Raw genomic sequence first — 20,107 nt, 5'->3', positions numbered from 1 at the left:
TCGCCCCCCTTGCGTCCGGCCTACGCCGGCACCAGCGGGAAGATCGCCGGCCAGCCGTTGTGCGCGTACACGATGACGCAGAACACGACCGCGTCGAAGATCAGGTGCACGACCAGCACGTACGTGAGCGACTTCGTGAGCTTGAAGGTGTAGCCCTGCACGAGCGCGAACGGGATCGTGAGCAGCGGCCCCCACGACTGGTAGCCGAGCTCCCACAGGAACGACACGAACACGATCGTCTGCAGCAGGTTCGCCTGCCAGGTCGGGAAGTGGCGCCGCAACAACGCGAAGACCGTGCAGACGAAGAACAACTCGTCCCAGGTGCCCACCGCGTTCACGCCGACGAACAAGCGGGCGATCTCGTCGGGCTCGGTCACGGTCGGCCAGTTCTGGTAGACGCCCGAGGTGATGAAGTAGAACGGCAGGATGAGCCATCCGGCGACTGCCACAGCGACGAGGTAGATCCACTGGGTGCGCGTCCAACGTCGGCCGGTGCGCCACGGGAAGCGGATGACGCGGTCGCCGTACCCGTATCGCGAGACGACGTAGGGCACCACCACGGCGAGGCCGAGCACGACGGCGAAGCGCACGATGCTCGGATAGCTGATGTCGGCCGCGAGCGAGATGGTCGAGATGATCACCTGCCCGAGCGCGACGAGCGACAGGTCGGGCAGCAGCCGGCTCGTTCGGCCCGAACGGTCGGTGAGCCAGGCGGCGACGAGCCCGGCGCCCAGCACCGCGTAGCCCGCGACCGGCACCATGAACCCGAACAGAAGCACCGCCGCGCCGCACACGAGCACCGCCGGCACGAGTCCGATCGGGTGCGTGCGGACCTCGGTTGTCTCGGCGAGGGCGGCGGACACCCCTTCAGCTTCCCATGCCTGTCGGCGGGACGTGCCACGATCGGTGCATGACGCGGATGCCCCGGCCCCACCCCCATCGGTCGCGGCACGCGGCGATCGTGCCGCCCTACCTGCTCGCGCACATCGCCCGCGCGGCGGGTCCGCGATTCGATGAGGCGGCGGAAGCCGCACGCCGATCGCTCGTGCGCGACCAGCCGGTGCGCGAGTGGCGCGCCGCGGGCGACCTCCCCTCCTTCATGGCGCCCGGGCGTCCCTCGGCTCGGGATGAGCGGCCTGCCGCCGCGCCCGGCACGGCTCCGCAGCCCGACCGGCGCATCTCCGACGCCGAGGGCGATGACACGCTGCCCGGTCGCCTCGTGCGCAGAGAAGGTCAGCCGCCCACCGGCGACACGGCGGCCGATCAGGCGTACGTCGGGCTCGGCGACACGTTCGAGCTGTTCGCCCGGGTGTTCGCGCGCGACTCGATCGACGACGGGGGCATGCCGCTCGAGGCGACCGTGCACTACGGCGACCACTACGACAACGCGTTCTGGGACGGCGGACGCATGGTCTTCGGCGACGGCGACGGTCAGGTGTTCCGCGGGTTCGCGCAGTCGCTCAGCGTCGTCGGGCACGAGCTCGCGCATGGCATGACCGAACGCACGGCGAACCTTCGCTACCAGGGCCAGTCGGGGGCCGTCAACGAGCATGTCTCCGACGTGTTCGGCGCGCTCGTCGAACAGTATTCGAGGGGTCAGGATGCCGCATCCGCCACCTGGCTCATCGGCGAGGGCGTGTTCACCGCCGCGGTCGACGGTCGCGCCATCCGCTCGATGAAGGAGCCCGGCACGGCGTACGACGACGACATCCTCGGCCGCGACCCGCAGCCCGACCACTTCGACCGCTACATCGACACCGACGACGACAACGGCGGAGTGCACCTGAACTCCGGCATACCGAATCGTGCGTTCGCGCTCGCTGCGGTCGAGCTCGGCGGGTTCGCCTGGGAGGAGGTGGGGCGCGTCTGGTACGACGTGCTCACCTCCGGGCGCCTGCGGCCGAACACCGACTTCCGGCGCTTCGCGAGCGAGACGGTGCGCGCGGCCCGGGAGCGGTACGGCCCCGCCTCGCGTGAGGCTCGGGCGGTCGAGGGCGGCTGGGCGACGGTCGGGGTCGCGGTGGCTCCGGCGTAGCCGGGCGGGGCGCCCACGCGGGGCCTGTGCAGCCCGCGCGGGGGCGCCGTTCGGCGTGCCGGAGTACCATCCCGTTCATGGACGTCATCGTGTCGCGGAGCGGCGGCCTGGCGGGCCTCCGTCTCACGTGGGAGGTGCGCGTCGACGATCAGCCCGACCGAGACGACTGGTACCTCCTCATCGAGGAGATCCCGTGGGGTCGGCCACCGCCCGCGCCGCCCGAACCCGATCGCTTCGTCTACCGCATCCGCTGCGAGCCGTACGAGGCCACGCTCGCCGAGCGACAACTCGTCGGCCCGTGGCGCGAACTCGTCAACCGGGTGCAGGAGACGGCCGAACCCGAGCGGGGGCGTCCGGCGGCGAGGGGCGACGGCCGATCGACGACGGACGCGGGCCGACGTCGGCGCCCCGGCTAGGCCCGTCCGTCACAGCGCGCCGCCCGCCGCCTCTGGACTGTCGGGGTCGGCTCCGGCGTCGCCGATCTGCTCGCGGGCGACGAAGTTCTCGACGTCGAACAGCGTGCCGCCGGCGTTGGCGCGCTGCACGATCGTCAGCAACGTCGACATCGATGCGACCTCTTCGACCTGTTCCTTGAGGAACCACAGCATGGCCTGCTCGCCGAGCGCGTCGCCCTCCGCGCGGGCGGCCGCGAAGAGTGCTTCGATCTGCGTGGTGACCTGCTTCTCCTGTTCGAGGGCGAGCGCGATCGGCTCCTCGACATCTGCGAACGCCGTGCGAGGTTCCGCGACGCCCGGAATCGTGACACCCAGGTCGCGGTCGAGACGGTACCGCACGAGCATCATGGCGTGATTGCGTTCCTCGACCGCCTGCCGGTAGAAGTGCCGCGCGAGCTGGGGCAGGTCGTGGTCGTCGAACCACACGGCGATCGCGATGTACTGCTGTGATGCGGAGAACTCGTTGCCGATCTGGGCGGCGAGGAGGCTGTCGAACGTCGTCTCGGTCATTCCCCGAGGCTAGCGGCGATACGGCCCCGCCACGACCGCAGATCCGATTTGCAGCACGAAGGCCGCCGGGCGCACCCGACGGCCTTCGAAGTGGGTGGAACGACTCAGCTCACGCCGAGCAGGTCGATCACGAAGATGAGCGTCTTGCCCGAGAGCTGGTGACCGCCGCCTGCGGCCCCGTAGGCCTTGGCCGGCGGACAGGTGAGCTTGCGACGACCGCCGACCTTCATGCCGGGGATGCCCTCCTGCCATCCGGAGATGAGGGCCTGGAGTGGGAAGTTGATCGACTGGCCGCGGCTCCACGACGAGTCGAACTCGTCGCCCGTGTCGTACTCGACGCCGAGGTAGTGCACGTCGACGGTCGAGCCGGGCTTCGCCTCGGCGCCGTCGCCCACGACGAGGTCCTCGATGACGAGGTCGGCCGGGGCGGGGCCCTCGGGTGCGTCGACCTCGGGCTTGCTGTTCGTGTCAGTCATGCGTTCCATCCAAACGGAGTCGGCCCGGGCGGACAAGCGTCCACCTGCCTCTTGCGCTGACTGCGAACACGTTGCACTCTGGAATCCGAGAACTCGCCGCCCCGTAGCGATGTCGGCAGTGCCACACCACAGGGCGGCGAGTTTCTTCATGCCGGGGCGAACACTCCTCCTGCGGCTCAGCGCATCAGCGCGGCCCGGCCTGCCGCCACCGCGGCCAGCAGCGCGGGCTCGTCGACCGCGGCACGGCCGGCGTCGCGACGGGTGACGAGCCGCTGGCGGGTGAACGCGAGGTGCGTGGCATCCGTGATGAACCTGCGCATCGTCGCCGTGCGCGGCGGTGTCTGCGCCCGCGCCCACGCGACCGCCTGCCGCCTGCCGCCCGGCGTGGCGAGCATCTCGACCTCGGCAGGACTGAACCACCCTGCCGCCCCGTACTCGGCGAGGCGGGTTCGGGTCACGCGCGTCTCCTCGCGCCGCAGGAACCACGTGATGAGGATCGCCCCGACGAAGATGGGCACCTGCACGGTGAAGTAGAGGCCGATCGCGTCGGTCGCGAACGCGAGCGAGCCGTTCCAGAACGCGTGCAGCAGCACGGCACCCAGGAGGCCGAGGAGGAACCAGCCCACGACGCCGGCGCCGCCGCCGCGTCGCGCACCGATGCCGACGCAGAGCCCGATGCAGACCGTGAACAGCACGTGCGCGAAGGGCGAGAACAGTCCGCGCATGACGAAGGTGGCGCCGAGCTCTCCCGCACCGCCCTCGGCGAGCGCGACGCCGAAGTAGAGGATGTTCTCGGTGAAGGCGAAGCCCGCTGCGATCGTGGCGGCGTAGACGAGGCCGTCGACGGGCCCGTCGAAGTGGGATCGCGAGAAGGCGTAGAGCAGCAGCACGCCCACGCCCTTGGCCGTCTCCTCGACGATGGGCGCCTGCACCACCGCCTGCACGGCTTCGTTCGGCCCGACGCCGGGCTCGGCGAACGCGATCGCCAGCTGCACGCCGAGGTCGACGACGAGCGCGATCGCGACCGAGACCCCCGCGCCCCACAGGAACGCGAACCACAGCGCCCAGCGTGGCTCGGGCTCCCAGCGGTCGACCCAGCGCACCGTGAGCAGCACGATGATGAGCGGCACGAGCGCGAGCACCGAGCCGATGGCGAGGCTCGACGGGCCGAGGCCCGCGACGAGGTACGCGAAGACGAGGAGACCGACGATCGCCGCGACGACGATGCCGATCGCCGCGAACACTCCGCCGCCGCCCCGTGCGACGGGCGGCGTGTTCCAGAGCGGCGGCGCGGGCGACGGATTCACAGCGGGCGACGGGGAGCTCACTCGCGCAGCCTATCGACCGCGTGCGTCACCGTGCGGTCGATTCGAAGGCGGATGACTCGAACATCACGCCCGGATTCAGGATGCCGGTCGGGTCGAACAGCTCCTTGATGCCCCGCTGCAGCTCGAGCGAGTCGACGCCGAGCTCGTCGGCGAGCCAGCGACGCTTGAGGATGCCGACGCCGTGCTCGCCCGTGAGCGTGCCGCCGAGCGCGACGGACGCGCGGAACATCTCGTCGGCCGCCGCCCACACGCCGGTCGGCACCTCGTCGCCCGAGTACACGAAGTTCGGGTGCAGGTTGCCGTCGCCCGCGTGCGCGATCGTGGGGATCTCGATCCCGTGGCGCCGCCCGATCTCGTCGATCGCGCGGAACATCTCAGGCAGCCGCGAGCGCGGCACCGCGACGTCCTCGATGAGCACCTGGCCCGATGCGGCGAGCGCGGGGTGCATCGCCCGCCGGATGTCGAGCAGGCGCTCGCCGGCCGCGGCATCCGCTGATCGCGAGACCCGGCCGCCCGCGGACTCGAACACCGCCGCGATCGCGTCGGCCTCGGCGCCCGCCCCCTCGGCATCGCTCTGCGCGAGCAGGAACGTCTCGCCCGGGGCGATGCCCTCCAGCGGGGTGCCCGCGATGCCGGCCGGCCCGAGGTAGGCGGCGACACGGGCGAGGCCCGACGCATCGATGAGCTCGAGCACGGCCGGCCTGATGCGCGCGGCGGTCACGGCGGCGGATGCCGCGGCGGCACGCTCCACGTCGGAGAACACCGCCGCGACGGTGACGACCTCGCCGCGCGCGATCGGCCGCAGGCGCACCGTGGCCTCGACGATGACGCCGAGGGTGCCTTCGGACCCGGTGAACAGGGCCGTGAGATCGTAACCGGTCACGCCCTTGACGGTGCGATGGCCGGTGCGGAGCAGCCGTCCGTCGGCGAGCACGACCGCGAGCCCCAGCACGGCCTCGCGGGTGACGCCGTACTTCGCGCACAGCAGACCGCCGGCGTTCGTGGCGATGTTGCCTCCGATGGATGAGATGGCGCGGCTCGCGGGGTCGGGCGCGAACCACACGCCGAGGGGCGCGAGCGCGGCGTTGAGGTCGCCGTTCAGCACCCCGGCCTCGACGACCGCGAGCTCGTCGGCCTCCGAGATCTCGAGGATGCGGTTCATGCGCGACACGTCGAGCACGACCGCGCCCGGGCTGGCGATGGCCCCGCCGGCGAGGCCCGTGCCCGCCCCGCGCGGCACGACCGGTGTGCGCGTCTCATGCGCGATGCGCATGACCTGCCGCACCTGGGCGACGGATGCCGCGTGCACGACCGCGAGCGGCGGGGTCGCGCTGCGCCATCCCGAGCGGTCCTCGCGGGTCGCGTCGAGTGCGGCGGGATCGGTCGTGACGGACGCACCGAGGGCGAGCTTCAGCTGGGTGACGACGTCATGCGGCATCCGTCCAGCCTAGCGATGCGGCCGTGTCCGATTCCCGCTAGTCGATGTCGGCGGCACGTGCGAGGCTGGTCGCATGACCCAGCCGCAGCGCTCGCTCACCGGGCCCGCAGACGTGCTCGACCCGCTCGCCGACCCGGTCTTCGCCGAGCGCTACCGGGCCATGCAGTCGCGCGATGCGCGCTTCGACGGACAGTTCATCACCGGCGTCCACTCCACCGGCATCTACTGCCGGCCGAGCTGCCCGGCCGTCTCCCCAAAACCGTCGAACGTCAGCTTCTACCTCACTGCGGCGGCGGCGCACGAAGCCGGGCTGCGTGCGTGCAAGCGCTGCCTGCCCGACGCGGTGCCCGGTTCCCCCCAGTGGGACCTGCGCGACGACCTCGCAGCACGGGCCATGCGGCTCATCGCCGACGGTGTCGTCGAGCGCGAGGGCGTGCCGGGCCTCGCGGCACGCCTCGGGTACACGCCGCGGCACCTCACCCGCGTGCTCGGTGCCGAGCTCGGCGCGGGCCCGCTCGCACTGTCGCGCGCACACCGCGCGCAGACGGCTCGGTCGTTGCTCACCGCCACGTCGCTTCCGGTGGCGGATGTCGCGTTCGCGTCGGGTTTCGGCAGCATCCGCCAGTTCAACGACACGATCCGCGAGGTCTACGAACGCAGCCCGCTCGAGCTCCGTGCGACGGCACGATTGCGCGAGCGGCGCCCCTCGCCCGGCCCCGCCGACCTCAGCACGACAGCGGCCGGCGCAGCGACGGCCGAGGTCGCGAGCGTCGTACGCCTGCGATTGCCCGCCCGGGCACCGTTCGACGCGGCGGGCGTCTTCGCGTGGCTGGGGGCGCGCGCGCTCGACGGAGTGGAGGTCGCCGCGCCCGCCGAGTACCGGCGCACCCTGCGCCTTCCCGGCGGCCCGGCGGTGGTCGGCCTCAGTGCGACCGACCACGCCGCCCCCGCGATCGACGTCGAGGCTCGGCTTGCGACCCTCGCCGACCTGCCGCCGCTCGTGGCACGCGTGCGCCGGCTCTTCGACCTCGACGCAGACGCCGTGGCGATCGACGCGGCGCTCGCGAGCGACCCCGCCCTCGCGGCATCCGTCGCCGCGGCACCCGGCATGCGCGTGCCCGGATGCCTCGACGCCCACGAACTCGTGTTCCGCGCCCTGGTCGGGCAGCAGGTGTCGGTGGCATCGGCGCGCACCGCACTCGGCAGGCTCGCCCAAGCCCTCGGCGAACGCATGCCCGCGGTGAGCGACGACGAACCAGACGTGCTGTTTCCCACGGCGGGCGCGATCGCAGACGGCGGCGAATCGGTGCTCCGCGGGCCGAGAGCGCGCATCCGCACGATCGTCGACGTGGCTCGACGCCTCGACGCCGGCGACCTCGTCGTCGCGCCCGAGCGCGATCGCGACGAACTGCGGCGCGACCTGCTCGAGGTGCCGGGCATCGGTCCGTGGACGGCCGGCTACCTCGCCATGCGAGTGACCCGGGCGCCCGACATCCTGCTGACCAGCGACCTCGCCCTGCGGGGCGGTGCCGCACGCCTCGGCCTCCCCTCGACCGCGCCGGCGCTCGACGCGGTCGGCGCACGGTGGGCGCCGTGGCGCAGCTACGCGTCGATGCATCTCTGGCGTGCCGCGAGCGCAGGCGCCTGATCCGTCCACCGGCCCCGATCGACGCACCCATTCCCGGCGACGTGGCGGCGCGGCATCCGGCGGCCTTGTCGACGCCGCGGAGCCGTGCGCGACGTTCGTTGTACGTGATGCACAACTTGGCGCAGGAGGGCGCCCGATAGCCTAGTCAGGTGAAGTTCGCGCACCTGAGAGTCGAAGGCCAGACCACCCCTCGACTCTCGGTGGTCTCAGGCGATTCCGCGCTCTTCCTCGACGAGGTCATGAACCCGGCGCCGCGCGATCTGCAGGACCTCATCGAACGCGGCCCCGACAGGCTCTCCGAGGTGCGCGACGCGGTGGACACGGCCCTCGCCGCCGGTGCCGAGCTCCTGCCGGTCGCAGGCCTCCGGCACTCGTCCGCGGTGCTCCGGCCGGCACAGGTCATCGCGATCGGCGCGAACTACGCAGCCCACGCCTCGGAACTGAAGCTCCGCTCCGAGACCGCGATGACGATCTTCTCGCTCTGGCCGAACTCGCTCTCGGGGCACGGTTCGACGACCGCGTGGCCCGAGGACCTCACGACGCAGGTCGACTACGAGGCGGAGCTCGGTGTGATCATCGGCCGTCCCGCGCGCGGCGTGCACGCTCGCGACGCACTCGACTACGTCTGGGGCTACACCGTCGTCAACGACATCACCGCACGCGACCTGCAGTTCAGCGAGGCGCAGTGGTCGCGCTGCAAGTCGTTCGACGGCTTCACGCCCACCGGGCCCGTCGTCGTGACCGCCGATGAGATCGCCGACCCGCAAGACCTGTGGCTGACGACGAACCTCGACGGGCGCGTTCTGCAGGACGCCTCGACGAACGAGATGGTGCGCGGCGTGGCCGAGATCATCTCCTACCTCTCGCGCTCCGCGACGATCCCGGCCGGCACGCTCATCTCGACCGGCAGCCCCGGGGGCGCGGGCTACTCCCGCAACCCTCAGGTCTTCCTTCGCGACGGCTCCACCGTGACGGTCTCGATCGAGGGCATCGGCTCGCTCACCACGCACTGCCGCGTGATCTGAGGCCGGCGCTCACTCCGACGGCTCGCCCTGCAGGTCGGCCACCGGGATCGTCGTCGTGATCGGGTGGATGCCCGACAGGTGCGACGGTGACAGGTGCCCCTCAACGTCGGCGCGGGTCATCAGCCCGCCCTCGACGACGAGGTCGGCGACCGGACGCCCGGTCGCCAGCGCCTGCTTGGCCAGGTTCGACGCCTCGGCATAGCCGATGAAGGGAATGAGCGCGGTGATCACGCCGACGCTCGACGAGACCATGGCGTCGAGCCGTTCGGTGTTCGCGGTGATCCCGTCGACGCAGTTGACGCGCAGGGTCCAGCACGCCTGGCGCATCCACGTGATGGACTGCAGGAGCGAGTGGGCGATGACCGGCTCGAATGCGTTCAGCTGCAGCTGGCCGCTCTCGGCCGCCATCGTGACCGTGACATCGGCCCCGGCGACGGCATAGGCGACCTGGCTGACCGCCTCGGGGATGACCGGGTTCACCTTGCCGGGCATGATGCTCGACCCTGCCTGCTTCGGCGGCAGGTTGATCTCGCCGAGGCCGGCCTGCGGGCCCGACGAGAGGAGACGGAGGTCGTTGCAGATCTTCGAGAGCTTGATCGCGCTGCGCTTCAGCGCGCTCGAGAACGTCATGAACACGCCCGTGTCGCTGGTCGCCTCGATGAGGTCGGGCGCGGGCTCCATGCGGAGCCCGGTGATCGCGTTCAGATGGCGCACGACCGCCTCGGCATAGCCGGGATCCGCGGTGATGCCGGTGCCGATCGCCGTGGCGCCGAGGTTCACCTCGAGCAGCAGCTTGATCGTCTCGCGAAGACGATCGATGTCCTCGCCGAGCGTCGTCGCGAAACCATGGAACTCCTGGCCGAGGGTCATCGGCACGGCATCCTGCAGCTGTGTGCGCCCGACCTTCAGGATCTCGTGGAACTCCCGGCCCTTGCGCCCGAACGCGATGCGCAGCTGGTCGAGTTCGCCGAGCATGTCGTTGAGCGCGAAGGTCATCGCGAGCTTGACCGCTGTGGGGTACGTGTCGTTCGTGGACTGGCTGCGGTTCACGTCGTCGATCGGGTGGAGCACGTCGTAGCGCCCCTTCCCGTACCCCGCGATCTCGAGCGCGAGGTTCGTGATGACCTCGTTCGCGTTCATGTTCGTCGACGTGCCCGCGCCGCCCTGGATGACGCCCACGACGAACTGGTCGTGATGCTCGCCGTCGATGATGCGCTGGCAGGCCTCGTCGATCAGGGCGGCCTTCTTCGCGGAGAGCACGCCGACCTCGTGGTTGGCGCGAGCCGCCGCCTGCTTCACCGAGGCGAGGGCGACGATGAGATCGGGATAGACAGAGATCGGCCGCTTGGTGATCGGGAAGTTCTCGAGCGCCCGCACCGTGTGCACGCCCCAGTACGCACCCGCCGGCACCTCCACGGTGCCGAGCGAGTCGGTCTCGGTGCGCATGGGAGGGTCGGGTTCGACGGGATTCGTGACGTGCTCCTTCGCGGTCGTGTGCTCGGACAGGTGTTCGGGTCGGGTCATCGACACTGCGGCTCCATTGCCTCGTTCGCGCGGGATCGCCGCGCCTGATACTCCCTCGAGCCTACCGCCGAGTCGATTCCCGCGAACGGGCGGCGGGCAGCCCCGACGCTCCTGCCGCCCGCTGCACGAGAAACGGGCCGCGCCCCGAAGCCGGGGCGCGGCCCGTGGCCGACTGCGATCAGAGGAAGGCGAACGGCAGCATCGCGAGGCCGAAGACCAGGGCGCCGAAGGTCACGAGCGCTGCGCCCGCGAGCATGACCGCGTTCAGCACGATGCCCCAGATCGCCATGGTGCGCGACGCGGGTTCGCGCTTCAGGGCCGTCACGCCGAGCACGAGGCCGACGATCGGCACGACGACGGTGTAGCTCGCGACGATCGAGACGAGCCCGAGCACGAGGCTCGAAATGCTGAATCCGCGCGACTCCTCCGCGGGCGCAGCGGGTGCCGCGTACGGGTTCGGCGCTGCGAACGGCGCCTGCGGCTCGGTGGGAGTTGCGGTGGTCATGGTGGTGTTCTCCTGTTCGTGGATGTGATTCCACGCTACGGAGGCCGCCGCGGCCGAGGTATGGGGCTATCCCCCGCATCCGCAGGGAGGCGCGCCCGCGCAGTGCTCGTCTCAGCCGAAGAGCGTGAAGAGGTGCTCGCCGACGATGAGGTAGATGCCGACGACGACCGCGACCGCGCTCACCACGAAGCACGCCCAGGCGCCGATGAGCGCCGCGCGCTTCTGCCCCTCGCTGAGCGGCGACTTCCGCGCCGCCTTGGCGGCTCGCTTCTCGGCCTGGCGGATCTCGGCGGGCGTCACGACGGTGATGGCATCCGTGAACGTCGCGGGCGTCACGATCGGTGTGCGACCCGAGATCGTGAGCAGCCGGATGCCGAGCGCGTACGCGCTCACGACGACGCCCGCCCCGGCGAGCGCCGAGACGAGCACGACGAGGAACGCGAGCCAGTCGATCACGGCGCCACCTTCTTCTTCGGCTTGGGGTTGCGCTTGATCTTCACGGCCCGGCCCGACGCGGCGACCTCGCTCACGACGTTCTTGTGCGAAACCTCGTTGCGGCGCGACCAGAGGAAGATGCCCACGATCACGACCACGCCGACGATCGCGTCGACGATGACGCCGACGACGCCGAACTGGGCGATGAAGGCCGCGAGAGCGCCGACGCCGCCGGCGGCGGGAAGGGTCATCAGCCAGCCGACGCCGATGCGACCCGCCGTGCGCCAGCGCACCTTGGATCCGCGGCGGCCGAGGCCCGACCCGATGACCGATCCCGACGCGACCTGCGTGGTCGACAGGGCGAAGCCGAGGTGGCTCGACGCGAGGATCGTCGCGGCGGTCGAGGTCTCGGCCGCGAATCCCTGTGCGGGCTTCACGTCGGTGAGTCCGGTGCCGAGGGTCTTGATGATGCGCCAGCCGCCCATGTACGTTCCGAGGGCGATCGCCACGGCGCAGGTCACGATCACCCAGAGCTGCACTTCGTCGCCCGAGCTCTGCAGGCCGGCCGCGACGAGCGTGAGTGTGATGACGCCCATCGTCTTCTGCGCGTCGTTCGTGCCGTGCGCGAGGGCGACGAGCGACGACGAGAAGATCTGCGCGTGCCGGAATCCGTCACGGCCGTCGGGCTTGCCGTCGTAGCGGCGCGTGATGGCGTAGGCGAGCTTCGTCGCGATGTACGCGATCAGCCCGGCGGTGAGCGGCGCGAGGATCGCGGGCAGGATGACCTTCGACATCACGACGCTGAAGTCGATCGCCTGCAGGCCGAATCCGACGAGCGCGGCGCCGATGAGCCCGCCGAAGAGGGCATGGCTCGACGACGACGGCAGGCCCAGCAGCCACGTGACCATGTTCCACACGATGGCGCCGATGAGCCCGGCGAAGATCAGCTCGGGCGTGATCAGCACCCCGCCGTCGCCCTCTCGGATGATGCCGCCCGAGATGGTCTTCGCCACCTCGGTCGACAGGAACGCACCGACGAGGTTCAGGATGGCGGCCAGCCCGACGGCCATCTTCGGCCGCAGCGCTCCCGTGGCGATCGGCGTCGCCATGGCGTTCGCCGTGTCGTGGAAGCCGTTCGTGAAGTCGAAGAACAGCGCCAGTGCGATGACCAGCACGACGATGAGGGTGAGATCCACCGGCGCCCTTCTGTGGAACGAGTGACTGGCTCTGGATCGGTGCTGAGGTTCACCGAATGTTCAGGGGACGTGGTTGCAGAATCGGCGATCGCCGTGCACCCCGACGATACTACGCGACCGATCCGCGCTCATCCACCACGGTCGCGAGGTCCTCGCCGAACACGAATGTGCGTCGAACGGATGCCCCGGCGAGCACTTCCGGCAGCCAGCGCCGTGCATCATCCCACATCTCGTTGTACGGCACTCGGTCGAGCGGGAACCACTCGGGGTCGAGCTCGTCGGACCCGCGCGGCTCGCCCCGCCACGAGCGGCACACGAACACGCTGGACTCCTGGCTCCAGGTCTCACGGTGCGGAAAGCGGTAGCTGAGCAGCCCACGGGGCTCGAGGTCGGATGCCGCGACGACGACGCCCGACTCCTCGAGCACCTCGCGCACGGCGGCGTCGACCGCTGACTCCCCCGGCTCGAGCTTGCCGCCGAGGCCCACGAAGTTGCCGACGCCGAGTCCGTGCTTCTTGCGTCCGAGGAGCACGTCGGTGCCGCCCGCGCGTTCGCGCAGGAGATAGCAGACGCAGACCTGTGGCAGCGGCATCCGTGCTCCTTTGCGCTCTCCGCGGTCCCTGAGCTTGTCGAAGGGTCGAAGGATCAACCGAAGAGGATCTTCGCCTCGTCGTAACGCCACTGCGGAACGCGGTTGAGACCGCCGACCGCCTCGGCGATCGAGACGGTCTTGATGTCGGTGCCGCGGAGGGTGACCATCGAACCCCAGGCGTGTTCGTACACGGCGTCGACGGCGTGCATGCCCAGACGCGTCGCGAGCACGCGGTCGTAGGCCGAGGGGGCGCCGCCGCGCTGGATGTGGCCGAGCACGGTGTCACGCGACTCGATGCCGGTGCGCTCCTCGATCATGGGCGCGAGCCGCTCGGCGATGCCGCCGAGCCTCGGCCGGTTGAAGGCGTCGAGCCCCTTGTGCGAGTGCGCCTCGGTCATCCCCTCGAGGGTGAAGCCCTCGGCGACGACGACGAGCGGCGCGCGGCCGCGATGCCGCACCGACTCGACCCATTCGCAGATCTGGTCGATGCTCGTGGGCTGCTCGGGGATGAGGATCGCGTGGGCGCCGCCCGCCATGCCGGAGTGCAGGGCGATCCAGCCGACGTGGCGGCCCATGACCTCGAGCACGATGCACCGGCCGTGGGATTCGGCGGTCGTGCGCAGGCGGTCGATCGCCTCGGTGGCGATCTCGACGGCCGTGTCGAAGCCGAACGAGTAGTCGGTGGCCTTGAGGTCGTTGTCGATCGTCTTCGGCACGCCGACGATCTGGAGCCCTGCGTCGGTGAGCCGCCGCGCCGCGGTGAGGGTGCCCTCGCCGCCGATCGCGATGACGGCGTCGATGCCGTTCGCGTCGAGCATCCGCTGGATGTTCTCGGGGCCGGCGCCCTCGCCCTCGAACGGGTTGGTGCGGCTGGAGCCGAGGATGGTGCCGCCCTGCTTCGAGAGGCCGCGGACGTCGTGGCGCGTGATCGGCATGATGTCGCCCTCGACGACACCGCGCCAGCCCCATCGGAAGCCGACGAACTCCGCGTCGTGCGTGATGACGCCCTGCAGCACGGCACCGCGGATGACCGCGTTCAGGCCGGGGCAGTCGCCGCCGCTCGTGAGGATCCCGATCTTCATGTGGTGTTGACTCCAGGTGCTCGCCAGAACAGGTGGTATGCCGCGTGCCACGACGCCGGGGCGGCTCGACTGCCGCAGTCTATAGCGTTCACACCGGTCAGAGCGCGCCGTCGAGCGCTCGCCGCAGCACGTGCTGGATCGCGTCGAGCTGCACCGAGTCGGCGGACCCGGGCTCGACGTCGCTGCCGTCGAGGGCGCGAGCTGCGAGCCCCTGCTTCGAGTCGATGAGCTCGGCGATGCGGGAGTCGATCGTGTGCGCGGCGATGATCCGCCACGCCGTGACCGGCTCGTCCTGGCCGATGCGGTGCACGCGGTCGATCGCCTGGGTCTGCTCGGCCGCCGTCCAGCTGAGTTCGGCGAGCACGACGTTCGACGCCGCCTGGAGGTTGACGCCGACGCCCGCCGCCGTGAGCGAGCACACCGCGACCGCGACCTCGGGGTCCTTGTTGAACGCGTCGATCGCGGCCTGGCGCTGGAGCGCCGTCTGGTCGCCCCGCAGCGACACCGTGCGGAGCTCGCGTGCCGCGAGGGCGGCCTCGGCCTGGTCCATCACGTCGATGTGCTTCGCGAAGAACACGACCTTGCCGACCGAACGCGCGAGCTGGGCGGCGTAGTCGGCGGCGAGGCCGGCCTTCGCCTGCCCGATCCGGCGCACCATCGTGAAGACGTTCTCGCCGGAGCGGGCCGACTTCGACTCCTCGAGCTCGGCGCTCGCGACGGCCCGGATGAACTGGTCGCGCAGGTCGTCGTCGAGGTCGCCGACGCGCAGGTTCCGCGACTCGACGAGCGCTCGGAACCGCGAGGCGAGCCGATTGCCGAGCTCGCGCTCGGCCGCCCGCACCGAGCGGCCCAGCTCATCGTCGAGCTCGACGGGCAGGTCGGCGATGCGCTTGTCGGGCAGGTCGGCCGCGACGTCGACCTTGCGGCGGCGCACGATGCCGAGGTCGATCACGGAGCGCCGGGCTTCGGGGTAGAAGCCCAGGTCGGCGGGTGTGAGGCCTGCCTCCTCGAGCCTTCCGAGCAGCTCGGGTGACGGCTTGTCGCCCTCGATCCAGCCGAGGAACTGCCAGATCGCGCGGAAGTCGTCCACGTCGTTGATGAGCGGCGTGCCGGTGAGCGCGAGCAGCAGGGGGTCGCCGCCGGGCGACGTGCTCCGGATGCGGTCGGCGAGCGCGAGCACGTTGCGCGAGCGCTGCGACTGCAGGTTCTTGATGAAGTGCGCCTCGTCGACGACCATGCCCTTGAACCCGAGCGTCGAGAGCCATGCCATGTGCCGGTCGAGCACGTCGTAGTTCACCACGACGACATCGGCGAACGCGTCGAGGCTGTCGCCGTCGCCGTGGATGACCGTCGCGCGACGGTGCGGTGTCCAGCGCTCCACCTCGCGCGCCCAGTTCATCTTCACGACGTTCGGCACCACCGCGAGCAGCGGGTAGGCGTCGGCGACGGATGCCGCGAGCACCGACTGCGCGGTCTTGCCGAGCCCCGGCTCGTCGGCGAGCAGGAACGTGCGATGGCCGAGCCGTGCCGACTCGATGAAACGCACCTGGTGCTTCATGAGCTCCAGCCCGCGAGGGGAGAGACGGTCGACCTTCGGCGCCTCGGGCAGGCCCATCGAGGCGGACTGCCCGCCCGAACCGATCTCGAACGACTTGAACAACGGGCCGAGCAGCTCCCAGTTCGCGAGCCGGCGCACCGGCACGACGGGGGCGGGCGGCTTGGAGAAGTCGGGCGCGAGGAACGGGTTCGCGAGCTGCCGCGAGCGCACGGATGCAGGGATCACCTGATTCTCGGCGAGCTCCGGCTTCACCTCGGCCTCGCGCACGATGATGAGCTCGTCGGGGCTGAGTTCGGCGCCGGACTCGAGCAGCCAGTCGCGGCGGAAGCGCTGCGCCACCGTCGAGATCGAGGCGTCGGGCTCGAGGAGGGCGATGAGGCTCGTGTCGCGGGCCGCGGTCTTCGCGAGGATCTGCGCGATACCGTCGAGACGCTTGAGCAACTCGGCGCGCGCGGCATCCGTCACCTCGGAGTCCGCCTTCACCCGCGCGCGCTCCTCACGCATGAGGAGCGCGATCACCTGGAACTTCGTGCGGTTGGTCGGGCCCAGCTTGCCCTTCTGCGCCTTCTGCTCGACCTCGCGCACCTTGCGCGCGAGGATCGGGATGATGGGTGCGTCGTCGTCGCGCGAGCGGGTTCGCTGCCGCTGCCTCGTCTGGGCCATGGCCATGGTCCTCCCGTTTCTGTGCCGTCTCTCGAATTCCGTGCCGCCTCCGAAGCGGTCGTCTCCGAGACGCCGCTGCCCGCCACGCCACCTGGTCACCGGTGCCGGTGGCCGGGCCCCGCACGTGACGGTTCGATGTCACCGTTCGCGGTACGCCGGATCCCGAACCGAGCAGCACGCGAGCCGGGCTCGCGTGGTCGGCCGAAGAACGGATTCGTCGGGCGCCCGTCCATTCTAGCCGCAGGCGGGCGACCTCGGCGACGTGCGATCCTCCGTCGTCATCCGAGCACGTGCAGCGCGTAGCTGAGGAGGAAGCCCGCCGTCGCGAGCAGGCCGGTGAACGCGTGCGCCGATCGGAACGCCTCGGGGATCATCGTGTCGCAGATCATCGCGAGGATCGCGCCCGCTGCGATCGCCGTGATGAACGCGGTGGTCTCGCCGCTCGCGGTGTCGAGCAGCACGAAGCCGAGCACCGCGGAGACAACGCTCGCGAGGGCGATCCCCGACCAGAGGAGGAACACGTAGCCCGCCGAGCGCCCGCTTCGCTTCAGGTCGGCGGTGCTCGAGAGCCCCTCGGGCACGTTCGAGATGACGATCGCGAGGAGCACCGGCATGTTCACGCCGCCACCGCCGACCATGCTGAGGCCGAGCACGGCGGACTCGGGGATGCCGTCGAGCAGGGCGCCGATCGCGATGCCGCCACCCGTGCCCGGGTCCTGGTCCGAGGGACGCCGATTGCGCTGGTCGTGGCGGTCGAGCAGCTCGTTCGCGACGACGTAGGCCACGGCGCCGACGGCGAATCCGCCGACGGTCGGCCAGAACCCGCCCTCGTCCTGCGCCTCGAGCACCAGGTCGTAGGCGAGCGCGGAGACGAGCACCCCCGAGCCGAACGCCAGGAAGCCGGCGACCACGCGGGTCGGCACGCGCACGAACCACGCGACCGCGGCGCCGACGAGGAGCGCCCCGCCCGCGGCGAGCCCCGCGAGCGCGGCCCACATCCAATCCGGCATGTTCGGAGCATACGGCCCGACCCGCCGCACCTGGCCGGAAACGCACGATGCGGACCCGCCCGAGTCGTCCTATGCTTCAGCCATGGACGATCTCGCGGGGGCGGGCCTCGTGCCCGATGACGACGAATTCACGGTCGCGCAGGACTCCGAGTTCGACGAGGACGAGCTCGCGTCGGGCGACGACGACCGCACGCTCGACGACAGCCTCGACGACGAGGTGCCGGGCATCGACGAGGAACGCCGGGTCGATCTTCCCGACGACCGAGCGACCGCCGGCGAAGGCTGAGGTCGTCGGCGGTCGCCGCGCCGGATCGACCCCGGCGGTCGCGTCACACGCCGCCGCCACCGCCTCCGCCGCCGCCGCCGCCCGATGAGCCGCCGCCACCCGATCCGCTCGACGACGAGCTCGAGCTCGAACCCGACCATGATGAGCTCGACGTCGACGAGAACGACGACACCGAGGCAGCGAAGGCCCCGGCGTTGAACCCGTTCCGTCCGGCGTGCCACGCCGGTGACTCGCCGCGCTGTTCGTACAGCGTCGCGAGCTCCCGGCTCCATTCGCGTTCCTCGCCGAAGAGCACGGCGTACGGCAGGAGCCGCTCGTTGAGCTTCAGCACGACAGCCGGGTCGAGCGCGACGGCGGCACCCGACGACGCGACGGCCCGGACCGACGGATCGGAGCCTCCTGCCACGGATGCCGCGGCGGCGCGATCGACGCGCATCGCGCCGCTCGGGCTCTGCAGCACCCGAAGGCGCTCGGCCTCGGCCAGCCGGATGTAGAGCCGGAGCCCCTCGAGGTGGTCGCGCACGTCGCGGCCGGTCTCGGTGAGCGGTCGCACGTCGGCGACGGTCACGAGGGTCGCGATGGCGGCGAGGATCGCGACGACGAAGAGCACGGCGGGCCACGGTCCGCCCATCTGCTGGTCGAGGGCGATGACGCCGAACACGACGCTCAGCGTGGCCGCGGCGCCCGCGCCGATCGCGAGCAGCACGCGCCGGCCGAGGTCGGGCCTGCGGCGCAGCCCGCTCGCCACCACGGCCTTCGTGACCTTCTGGCGGATCGAGAGCAGGCGCTTGCCGAGCGTCGTGTCGTGCGACTTCAGCTCGCGGCGTGCTCCGGGCACGGGCCGGTCGCGGAACAGCGCCGACACGACGGCGCGCGCGTCGGCATCGCCCGCCTCGCCGCCGACGAACTCGACGGCGTACTTCTTGCGCCCGGTCTCGACGATGCGGAGCTCTCCGTCGACCGCGCGCTCGAGGATCGTCGCCGTGACCCCCTTGCCCGACCGGCCGACGAGATCGGCCGACATCATCGCGCTGACCGTCGGCGGCTCGTACTGCGCGATGATCGTTCCCCGCCCGGAATGGTCGCGCCATCGGGTGAGCCGGAACACGATCGCGACGACCATCAGGGCGACGCCGCCCCCTGCGGCTGCGGCGGCGACGATCGCGGCCGGCGACGCGAGGAACGACTCGTCGCGCGGCTCGAACGTGCCCGAGCGGAACCCTGCCGCGATCGTGAGGTTCTCGTACGGCCCGATGCCCGTCGTCGCGGCGGACACGATCGGAGGGAACGATTCGGCGACGACCAGCGACTCGCACGGCCCCGTCGACCCGGCCCGGCCTCGGTAGCACGCCACGTCGCCGGTGAAGCCCTCGGCGACGTCCTCCGACATCCGCAGCTCCGCGCCGACCCGCCCGAACGGCTGCGCCCAGCCCGTGCCGTTCACGTCCCAGGTGAACTCGTCGATGGCGGCGTCGTCGGGCACGTGCGTGACGTTGTGCTGACGGTAGCCGATCACGTAGGTCTGCTCGCCGTGCACGTAGTCGTCGGCGCGGATCGTGACGAGGAGGAACTCCCCGTCGTCGTCGCGTTCGACCTCGAACGAACGGGGCGTGCCCGCGGCATCCGTCACCGATTGCACGTCGATGTCGGTGGGGTGGCCGTCGTAGCGCAGCGGGATCGCGCGCCGGATGCCGCGGTTCTGGTCGATCTCGGGAAAGACCGCCACCAGCGTCTCAGTCGTGTCGAGCACCGACCGCCCGCCGTCGTCTCGGCTCAGTTCGTAGACCGCGTCGAAGGACGCGAAGGTGAAGTCGTCGACGCCGGCGGGCAGCGCGGTGACGGGCGCCTCGTTGACGGATGTCGCATCCGACCGCGTCGCCGACGCGGCGTCGTGCGGCACCGCGGCGGCGACCGCGGCGGGCCCACCGGCGAGCGCGAACGCAGCGAGCGCGACGACGACACGAGCGGAGCGACGGAGCATGGTCACCACGCTAGCGTCCCCGGGTCGAAGGGTACCTATAGGGGGTATTCGGAGAAGCGGAGTATCCTGAACAGGTGATCGACGACATCAAGAAGCGCGCCCTGCACCGCACGAAGATCATCGAGGGCCAGTTGCGCGGCATCGAGAAGATGATCGAGAACGAGGACTACTGCGTCGACATCATCACGCTCTCGCTCGCCGTGCAGAAGTCGCTCGGCTCGCTCAACAAGCTGCTCGTCGAGAACCACCTGCGCACGCACGTCACCGAGATGTACGAGGAGGGCGGCGACGAGCGCGACTCGGCGGTGGCCGAGCTGATCCGCATCTTCGAGCTCTCCAACAACCGCGGATAGCGGTTCG

General features: G+C 70.9%; 20 protein-coding genes. 6 read left to right on the top strand and 14 right to left on the bottom strand.

The window, feature by feature from the left end; translation table 11 throughout:
• Positions 1-20: 20 nt before the first annotated feature.
• Positions 21-863: a CPBP family intramembrane glutamic endopeptidase gene (locus tag ACFWN7_RS03030; RefSeq protein WP_376937210.1), complete on the bottom strand. Its 843-nt coding sequence runs from the start codon at positions 861-863 to the stop codon at positions 21-23.
• A 47-nt stretch (positions 864-910) separates the two neighbouring features.
• On the opposite strand from ACFWN7_RS03030, the gene ACFWN7_RS03025 reads away from it, so the two are divergent.
• Together ACFWN7_RS03025 and ACFWN7_RS03020 are read left to right on the top strand one after the other, a co-directional pair.
• Positions 911-2,035: a M4 family metallopeptidase gene (locus ACFWN7_RS03025; RefSeq protein ID WP_376937209.1), complete on the top strand. Its 1,125-nt coding sequence runs from the start codon at positions 911-913 to the stop codon at positions 2,033-2,035.
• Between the two features lie 77 nt (positions 2,036-2,112).
• A complete protein-coding gene (locus ACFWN7_RS03020; protein WP_376937208.1) occupies positions 2,113-2,451 on the top strand; it encodes a protealysin inhibitor emfourin in 339 nt (112 codons plus the stop codon).
• A 9-nt stretch (positions 2,452-2,460) separates the two neighbouring features.
• On the opposite strand, the gene ACFWN7_RS03015 is transcribed toward ACFWN7_RS03020, so the two are convergent.
• The 4 genes from ACFWN7_RS03015 to ACFWN7_RS03000 form a co-directional block, all read right to left on the bottom strand.
• Positions 2,461-3,000, bottom strand: a complete 540-nt coding sequence (locus ACFWN7_RS03015; protein WP_376937207.1) for a ferritin — start codon at positions 2,998-3,000, stop codon at positions 2,461-2,463.
• 104 nt (positions 3,001-3,104) lie between these two features.
• Entirely contained in the window at positions 3,105-3,476 is a 372-nt protein-coding gene (locus ACFWN7_RS03010) for an FKBP-type peptidyl-prolyl cis-trans isomerase (RefSeq protein WP_376937205.1), read from the bottom strand.
• A 176-nt stretch (positions 3,477-3,652) separates the two neighbouring features.
• Complete coding sequence (locus tag ACFWN7_RS03005) at positions 3,653-4,804, bottom strand: PrsW family intramembrane metalloprotease (RefSeq protein WP_376937204.1); 1,152 nt, start codon at positions 4,802-4,804, stop codon at positions 3,653-3,655.
• Positions 4,805-4,829: 25 nt separating this feature from the next.
• The gene (locus ACFWN7_RS03000; RefSeq protein WP_376937203.1) at positions 4,830-6,242 is read right to left on the bottom strand and encodes an FAD-binding oxidoreductase; all 1,413 of its coding nucleotides are present in this window, start codon (positions 6,240-6,242) and stop codon (positions 4,830-4,832) included.
• Between the two features lie 73 nt (positions 6,243-6,315).
• On the opposite strand from ACFWN7_RS03000, the gene ACFWN7_RS02995 reads away from it, so the two are divergent.
• Together ACFWN7_RS02995 and ACFWN7_RS02990 are read left to right on the top strand one after the other, a co-directional pair.
• Positions 6,316-7,890: a DNA-3-methyladenine glycosylase 2 family protein gene (locus ACFWN7_RS02995; protein ID WP_376937202.1), complete on the top strand. Its 1,575-nt coding sequence runs from the start codon at positions 6,316-6,318 to the stop codon at positions 7,888-7,890.
• 149 nt (positions 7,891-8,039) lie between these two features.
• The gene (locus ACFWN7_RS02990) at positions 8,040-8,915 is read left to right on the top strand and encodes a fumarylacetoacetate hydrolase family protein (RefSeq protein ID WP_376937201.1); all 876 of its coding nucleotides are present in this window, start codon (positions 8,040-8,042) and stop codon (positions 8,913-8,915) included.
• A gap of 9 nt (positions 8,916-8,924) precedes the next feature.
• On the opposite strand, the gene ACFWN7_RS02985 is transcribed toward ACFWN7_RS02990, so the two are convergent.
• The 8 genes from ACFWN7_RS02985 to ACFWN7_RS02950 all read right to left on the bottom strand — a co-directional run bounded on the left by ACFWN7_RS02985 (position 8,925) and on the right by ACFWN7_RS02950 (position 17,480).
• Entirely contained in the window at positions 8,925-10,361 is a 1,437-nt protein-coding gene (locus ACFWN7_RS02985) for an aspartate ammonia-lyase (protein ID WP_376937336.1), read from the bottom strand.
• A 256-nt stretch (positions 10,362-10,617) separates the two neighbouring features.
• On the bottom strand, positions 10,618-10,944 hold the full coding sequence (locus tag ACFWN7_RS02980) for a hypothetical protein (protein ID WP_376937200.1): 327 nt from the start codon (positions 10,942-10,944) through the stop codon (positions 10,618-10,620).
• 111 nt (positions 10,945-11,055) lie between these two features.
• Positions 11,056-11,400 (bottom strand): peptidase, encoded by a 345-nt coding sequence (locus ACFWN7_RS02975; RefSeq protein ID WP_376937199.1) that lies wholly within the window; start codon positions 11,398-11,400, stop codon positions 11,056-11,058.
• Entirely contained in the window at positions 11,397-12,575 is a 1,179-nt protein-coding gene (locus ACFWN7_RS02970; protein WP_376937198.1) for an anion permease, read from the bottom strand. Before ACFWN7_RS02970 ends, ACFWN7_RS02975 begins: the two co-directional genes overlap by 4 nt.
• A gap of 109 nt (positions 12,576-12,684) precedes the next feature.
• Positions 12,685-13,167 (bottom strand): 8-oxo-dGTP diphosphatase, encoded by a 483-nt coding sequence (locus ACFWN7_RS02965; protein ID WP_376937197.1) that lies wholly within the window; start codon positions 13,165-13,167, stop codon positions 12,685-12,687.
• Between the two features lie 53 nt (positions 13,168-13,220).
• Positions 13,221-14,249, bottom strand: a complete 1,029-nt coding sequence (locus ACFWN7_RS02960) for a 6-phosphofructokinase (protein ID WP_376937196.1) — start codon at positions 14,247-14,249, stop codon at positions 13,221-13,223.
• Between the two features lie 97 nt (positions 14,250-14,346).
• A complete protein-coding gene (locus ACFWN7_RS02955; RefSeq protein WP_376937195.1) occupies positions 14,347-16,470 on the bottom strand; it encodes a DEAD/DEAH box helicase in 2,124 nt (707 codons plus the stop codon).
• Between the two features lie 278 nt (positions 16,471-16,748).
• Positions 16,749-17,480, bottom strand: a complete 732-nt coding sequence (locus ACFWN7_RS02950) for a ZIP family metal transporter (protein WP_376937194.1) — start codon at positions 17,478-17,480, stop codon at positions 16,749-16,751.
• 82 nt (positions 17,481-17,562) lie between these two features.
• On the opposite strand from ACFWN7_RS02950, the gene ACFWN7_RS02945 reads away from it, so the two are divergent.
• Positions 17,563-17,766, top strand: coding sequence for a hypothetical protein (locus ACFWN7_RS02945; protein ID WP_376937192.1), 204 nt, complete (start codon positions 17,563-17,565; stop codon positions 17,764-17,766).
• A gap of 43 nt (positions 17,767-17,809) precedes the next feature.
• Here ACFWN7_RS02945 and ACFWN7_RS02940 read toward each other — a convergent pair whose 3' ends face one another.
• Positions 17,810-19,747 (bottom strand): DUF2207 family protein, encoded by a 1,938-nt coding sequence (locus ACFWN7_RS02940; protein ID WP_376937191.1) that lies wholly within the window; start codon positions 19,745-19,747, stop codon positions 17,810-17,812.
• A 74-nt stretch (positions 19,748-19,821) separates the two neighbouring features.
• Between ACFWN7_RS02940 and ACFWN7_RS02935 the strand changes: the two genes are divergently transcribed.
• Positions 19,822-20,100, top strand: coding sequence for a metal-sensitive transcriptional regulator (locus ACFWN7_RS02935; RefSeq protein WP_376937189.1), 279 nt, complete (start codon positions 19,822-19,824; stop codon positions 20,098-20,100).
• Positions 20,101-20,107: the final 7 nt, after the last annotated feature.

The organism is Agromyces sp. NPDC058484, from assembly GCF_042720415.1.
Lineage (GTDB): Bacteria > Actinomycetota > Actinomycetes > Actinomycetales > Microbacteriaceae > Agromyces.
This window is presented reverse-complemented; position numbering and strand designations above follow the sequence as displayed.

Coding starts and splice junctions, on each gene's coding strand:
- ACFWN7_RS03025 (WP_376937209.1), top strand. CDS start 911: ATGACGCGGATGCCCCGGCCCCACCCCCATCGGTCGCGGCACGCGGCG.
- ACFWN7_RS02955 (WP_376937195.1), bottom strand. CDS start 16,470: ATGGCCCAGACGAGGCAGCGGCAGCGAACCCGCTCGCGCGACGACGAC.
- ACFWN7_RS02950 (WP_376937194.1), bottom strand. CDS start 17,480: ATGCCGGATTGGATGTGGGCCGCGCTCGCGGGGCTCGCCGCGGGCGGG.
- ACFWN7_RS02995 (WP_376937202.1), top strand. CDS start 6,316: ATGACCCAGCCGCAGCGCTCGCTCACCGGGCCCGCAGACGTGCTCGAC.
- ACFWN7_RS03015 (WP_376937207.1), bottom strand. CDS start 3,000: ATGACCGAGACGACGTTCGACAGCCTCCTCGCCGCCCAGATCGGCAAC.
- ACFWN7_RS03020 (WP_376937208.1), top strand. CDS start 2,113: ATGGACGTCATCGTGTCGCGGAGCGGCGGCCTGGCGGGCCTCCGTCTC.
- ACFWN7_RS02945 (WP_376937192.1), top strand. CDS start 17,563: ATGGACGATCTCGCGGGGGCGGGCCTCGTGCCCGATGACGACGAATTC.
- ACFWN7_RS02940 (WP_376937191.1), bottom strand. CDS start 19,747: ATGCTCCGTCGCTCCGCTCGTGTCGTCGTCGCGCTCGCTGCGTTCGCG.
- ACFWN7_RS02980 (WP_376937200.1), bottom strand. CDS start 10,944: ATGACCACCGCAACTCCCACCGAGCCGCAGGCGCCGTTCGCAGCGCCG.
- ACFWN7_RS03010 (WP_376937205.1), bottom strand. CDS start 3,476: ATGACTGACACGAACAGCAAGCCCGAGGTCGACGCACCCGAGGGCCCC.
- ACFWN7_RS02985 (WP_376937336.1), bottom strand. CDS start 10,361: ATGCGCACCGAGACCGACTCGCTCGGCACCGTGGAGGTGCCGGCGGGT.
- ACFWN7_RS03000 (WP_376937203.1), bottom strand. CDS start 6,242: ATGCCGCATGACGTCGTCACCCAGCTGAAGCTCGCCCTCGGTGCGTCC.
- ACFWN7_RS02965 (WP_376937197.1), bottom strand. CDS start 13,167: ATGCCGCTGCCACAGGTCTGCGTCTGCTATCTCCTGCGCGAACGCGCG.
- ACFWN7_RS02960 (WP_376937196.1), bottom strand. CDS start 14,249: ATGAAGATCGGGATCCTCACGAGCGGCGGCGACTGCCCCGGCCTGAAC.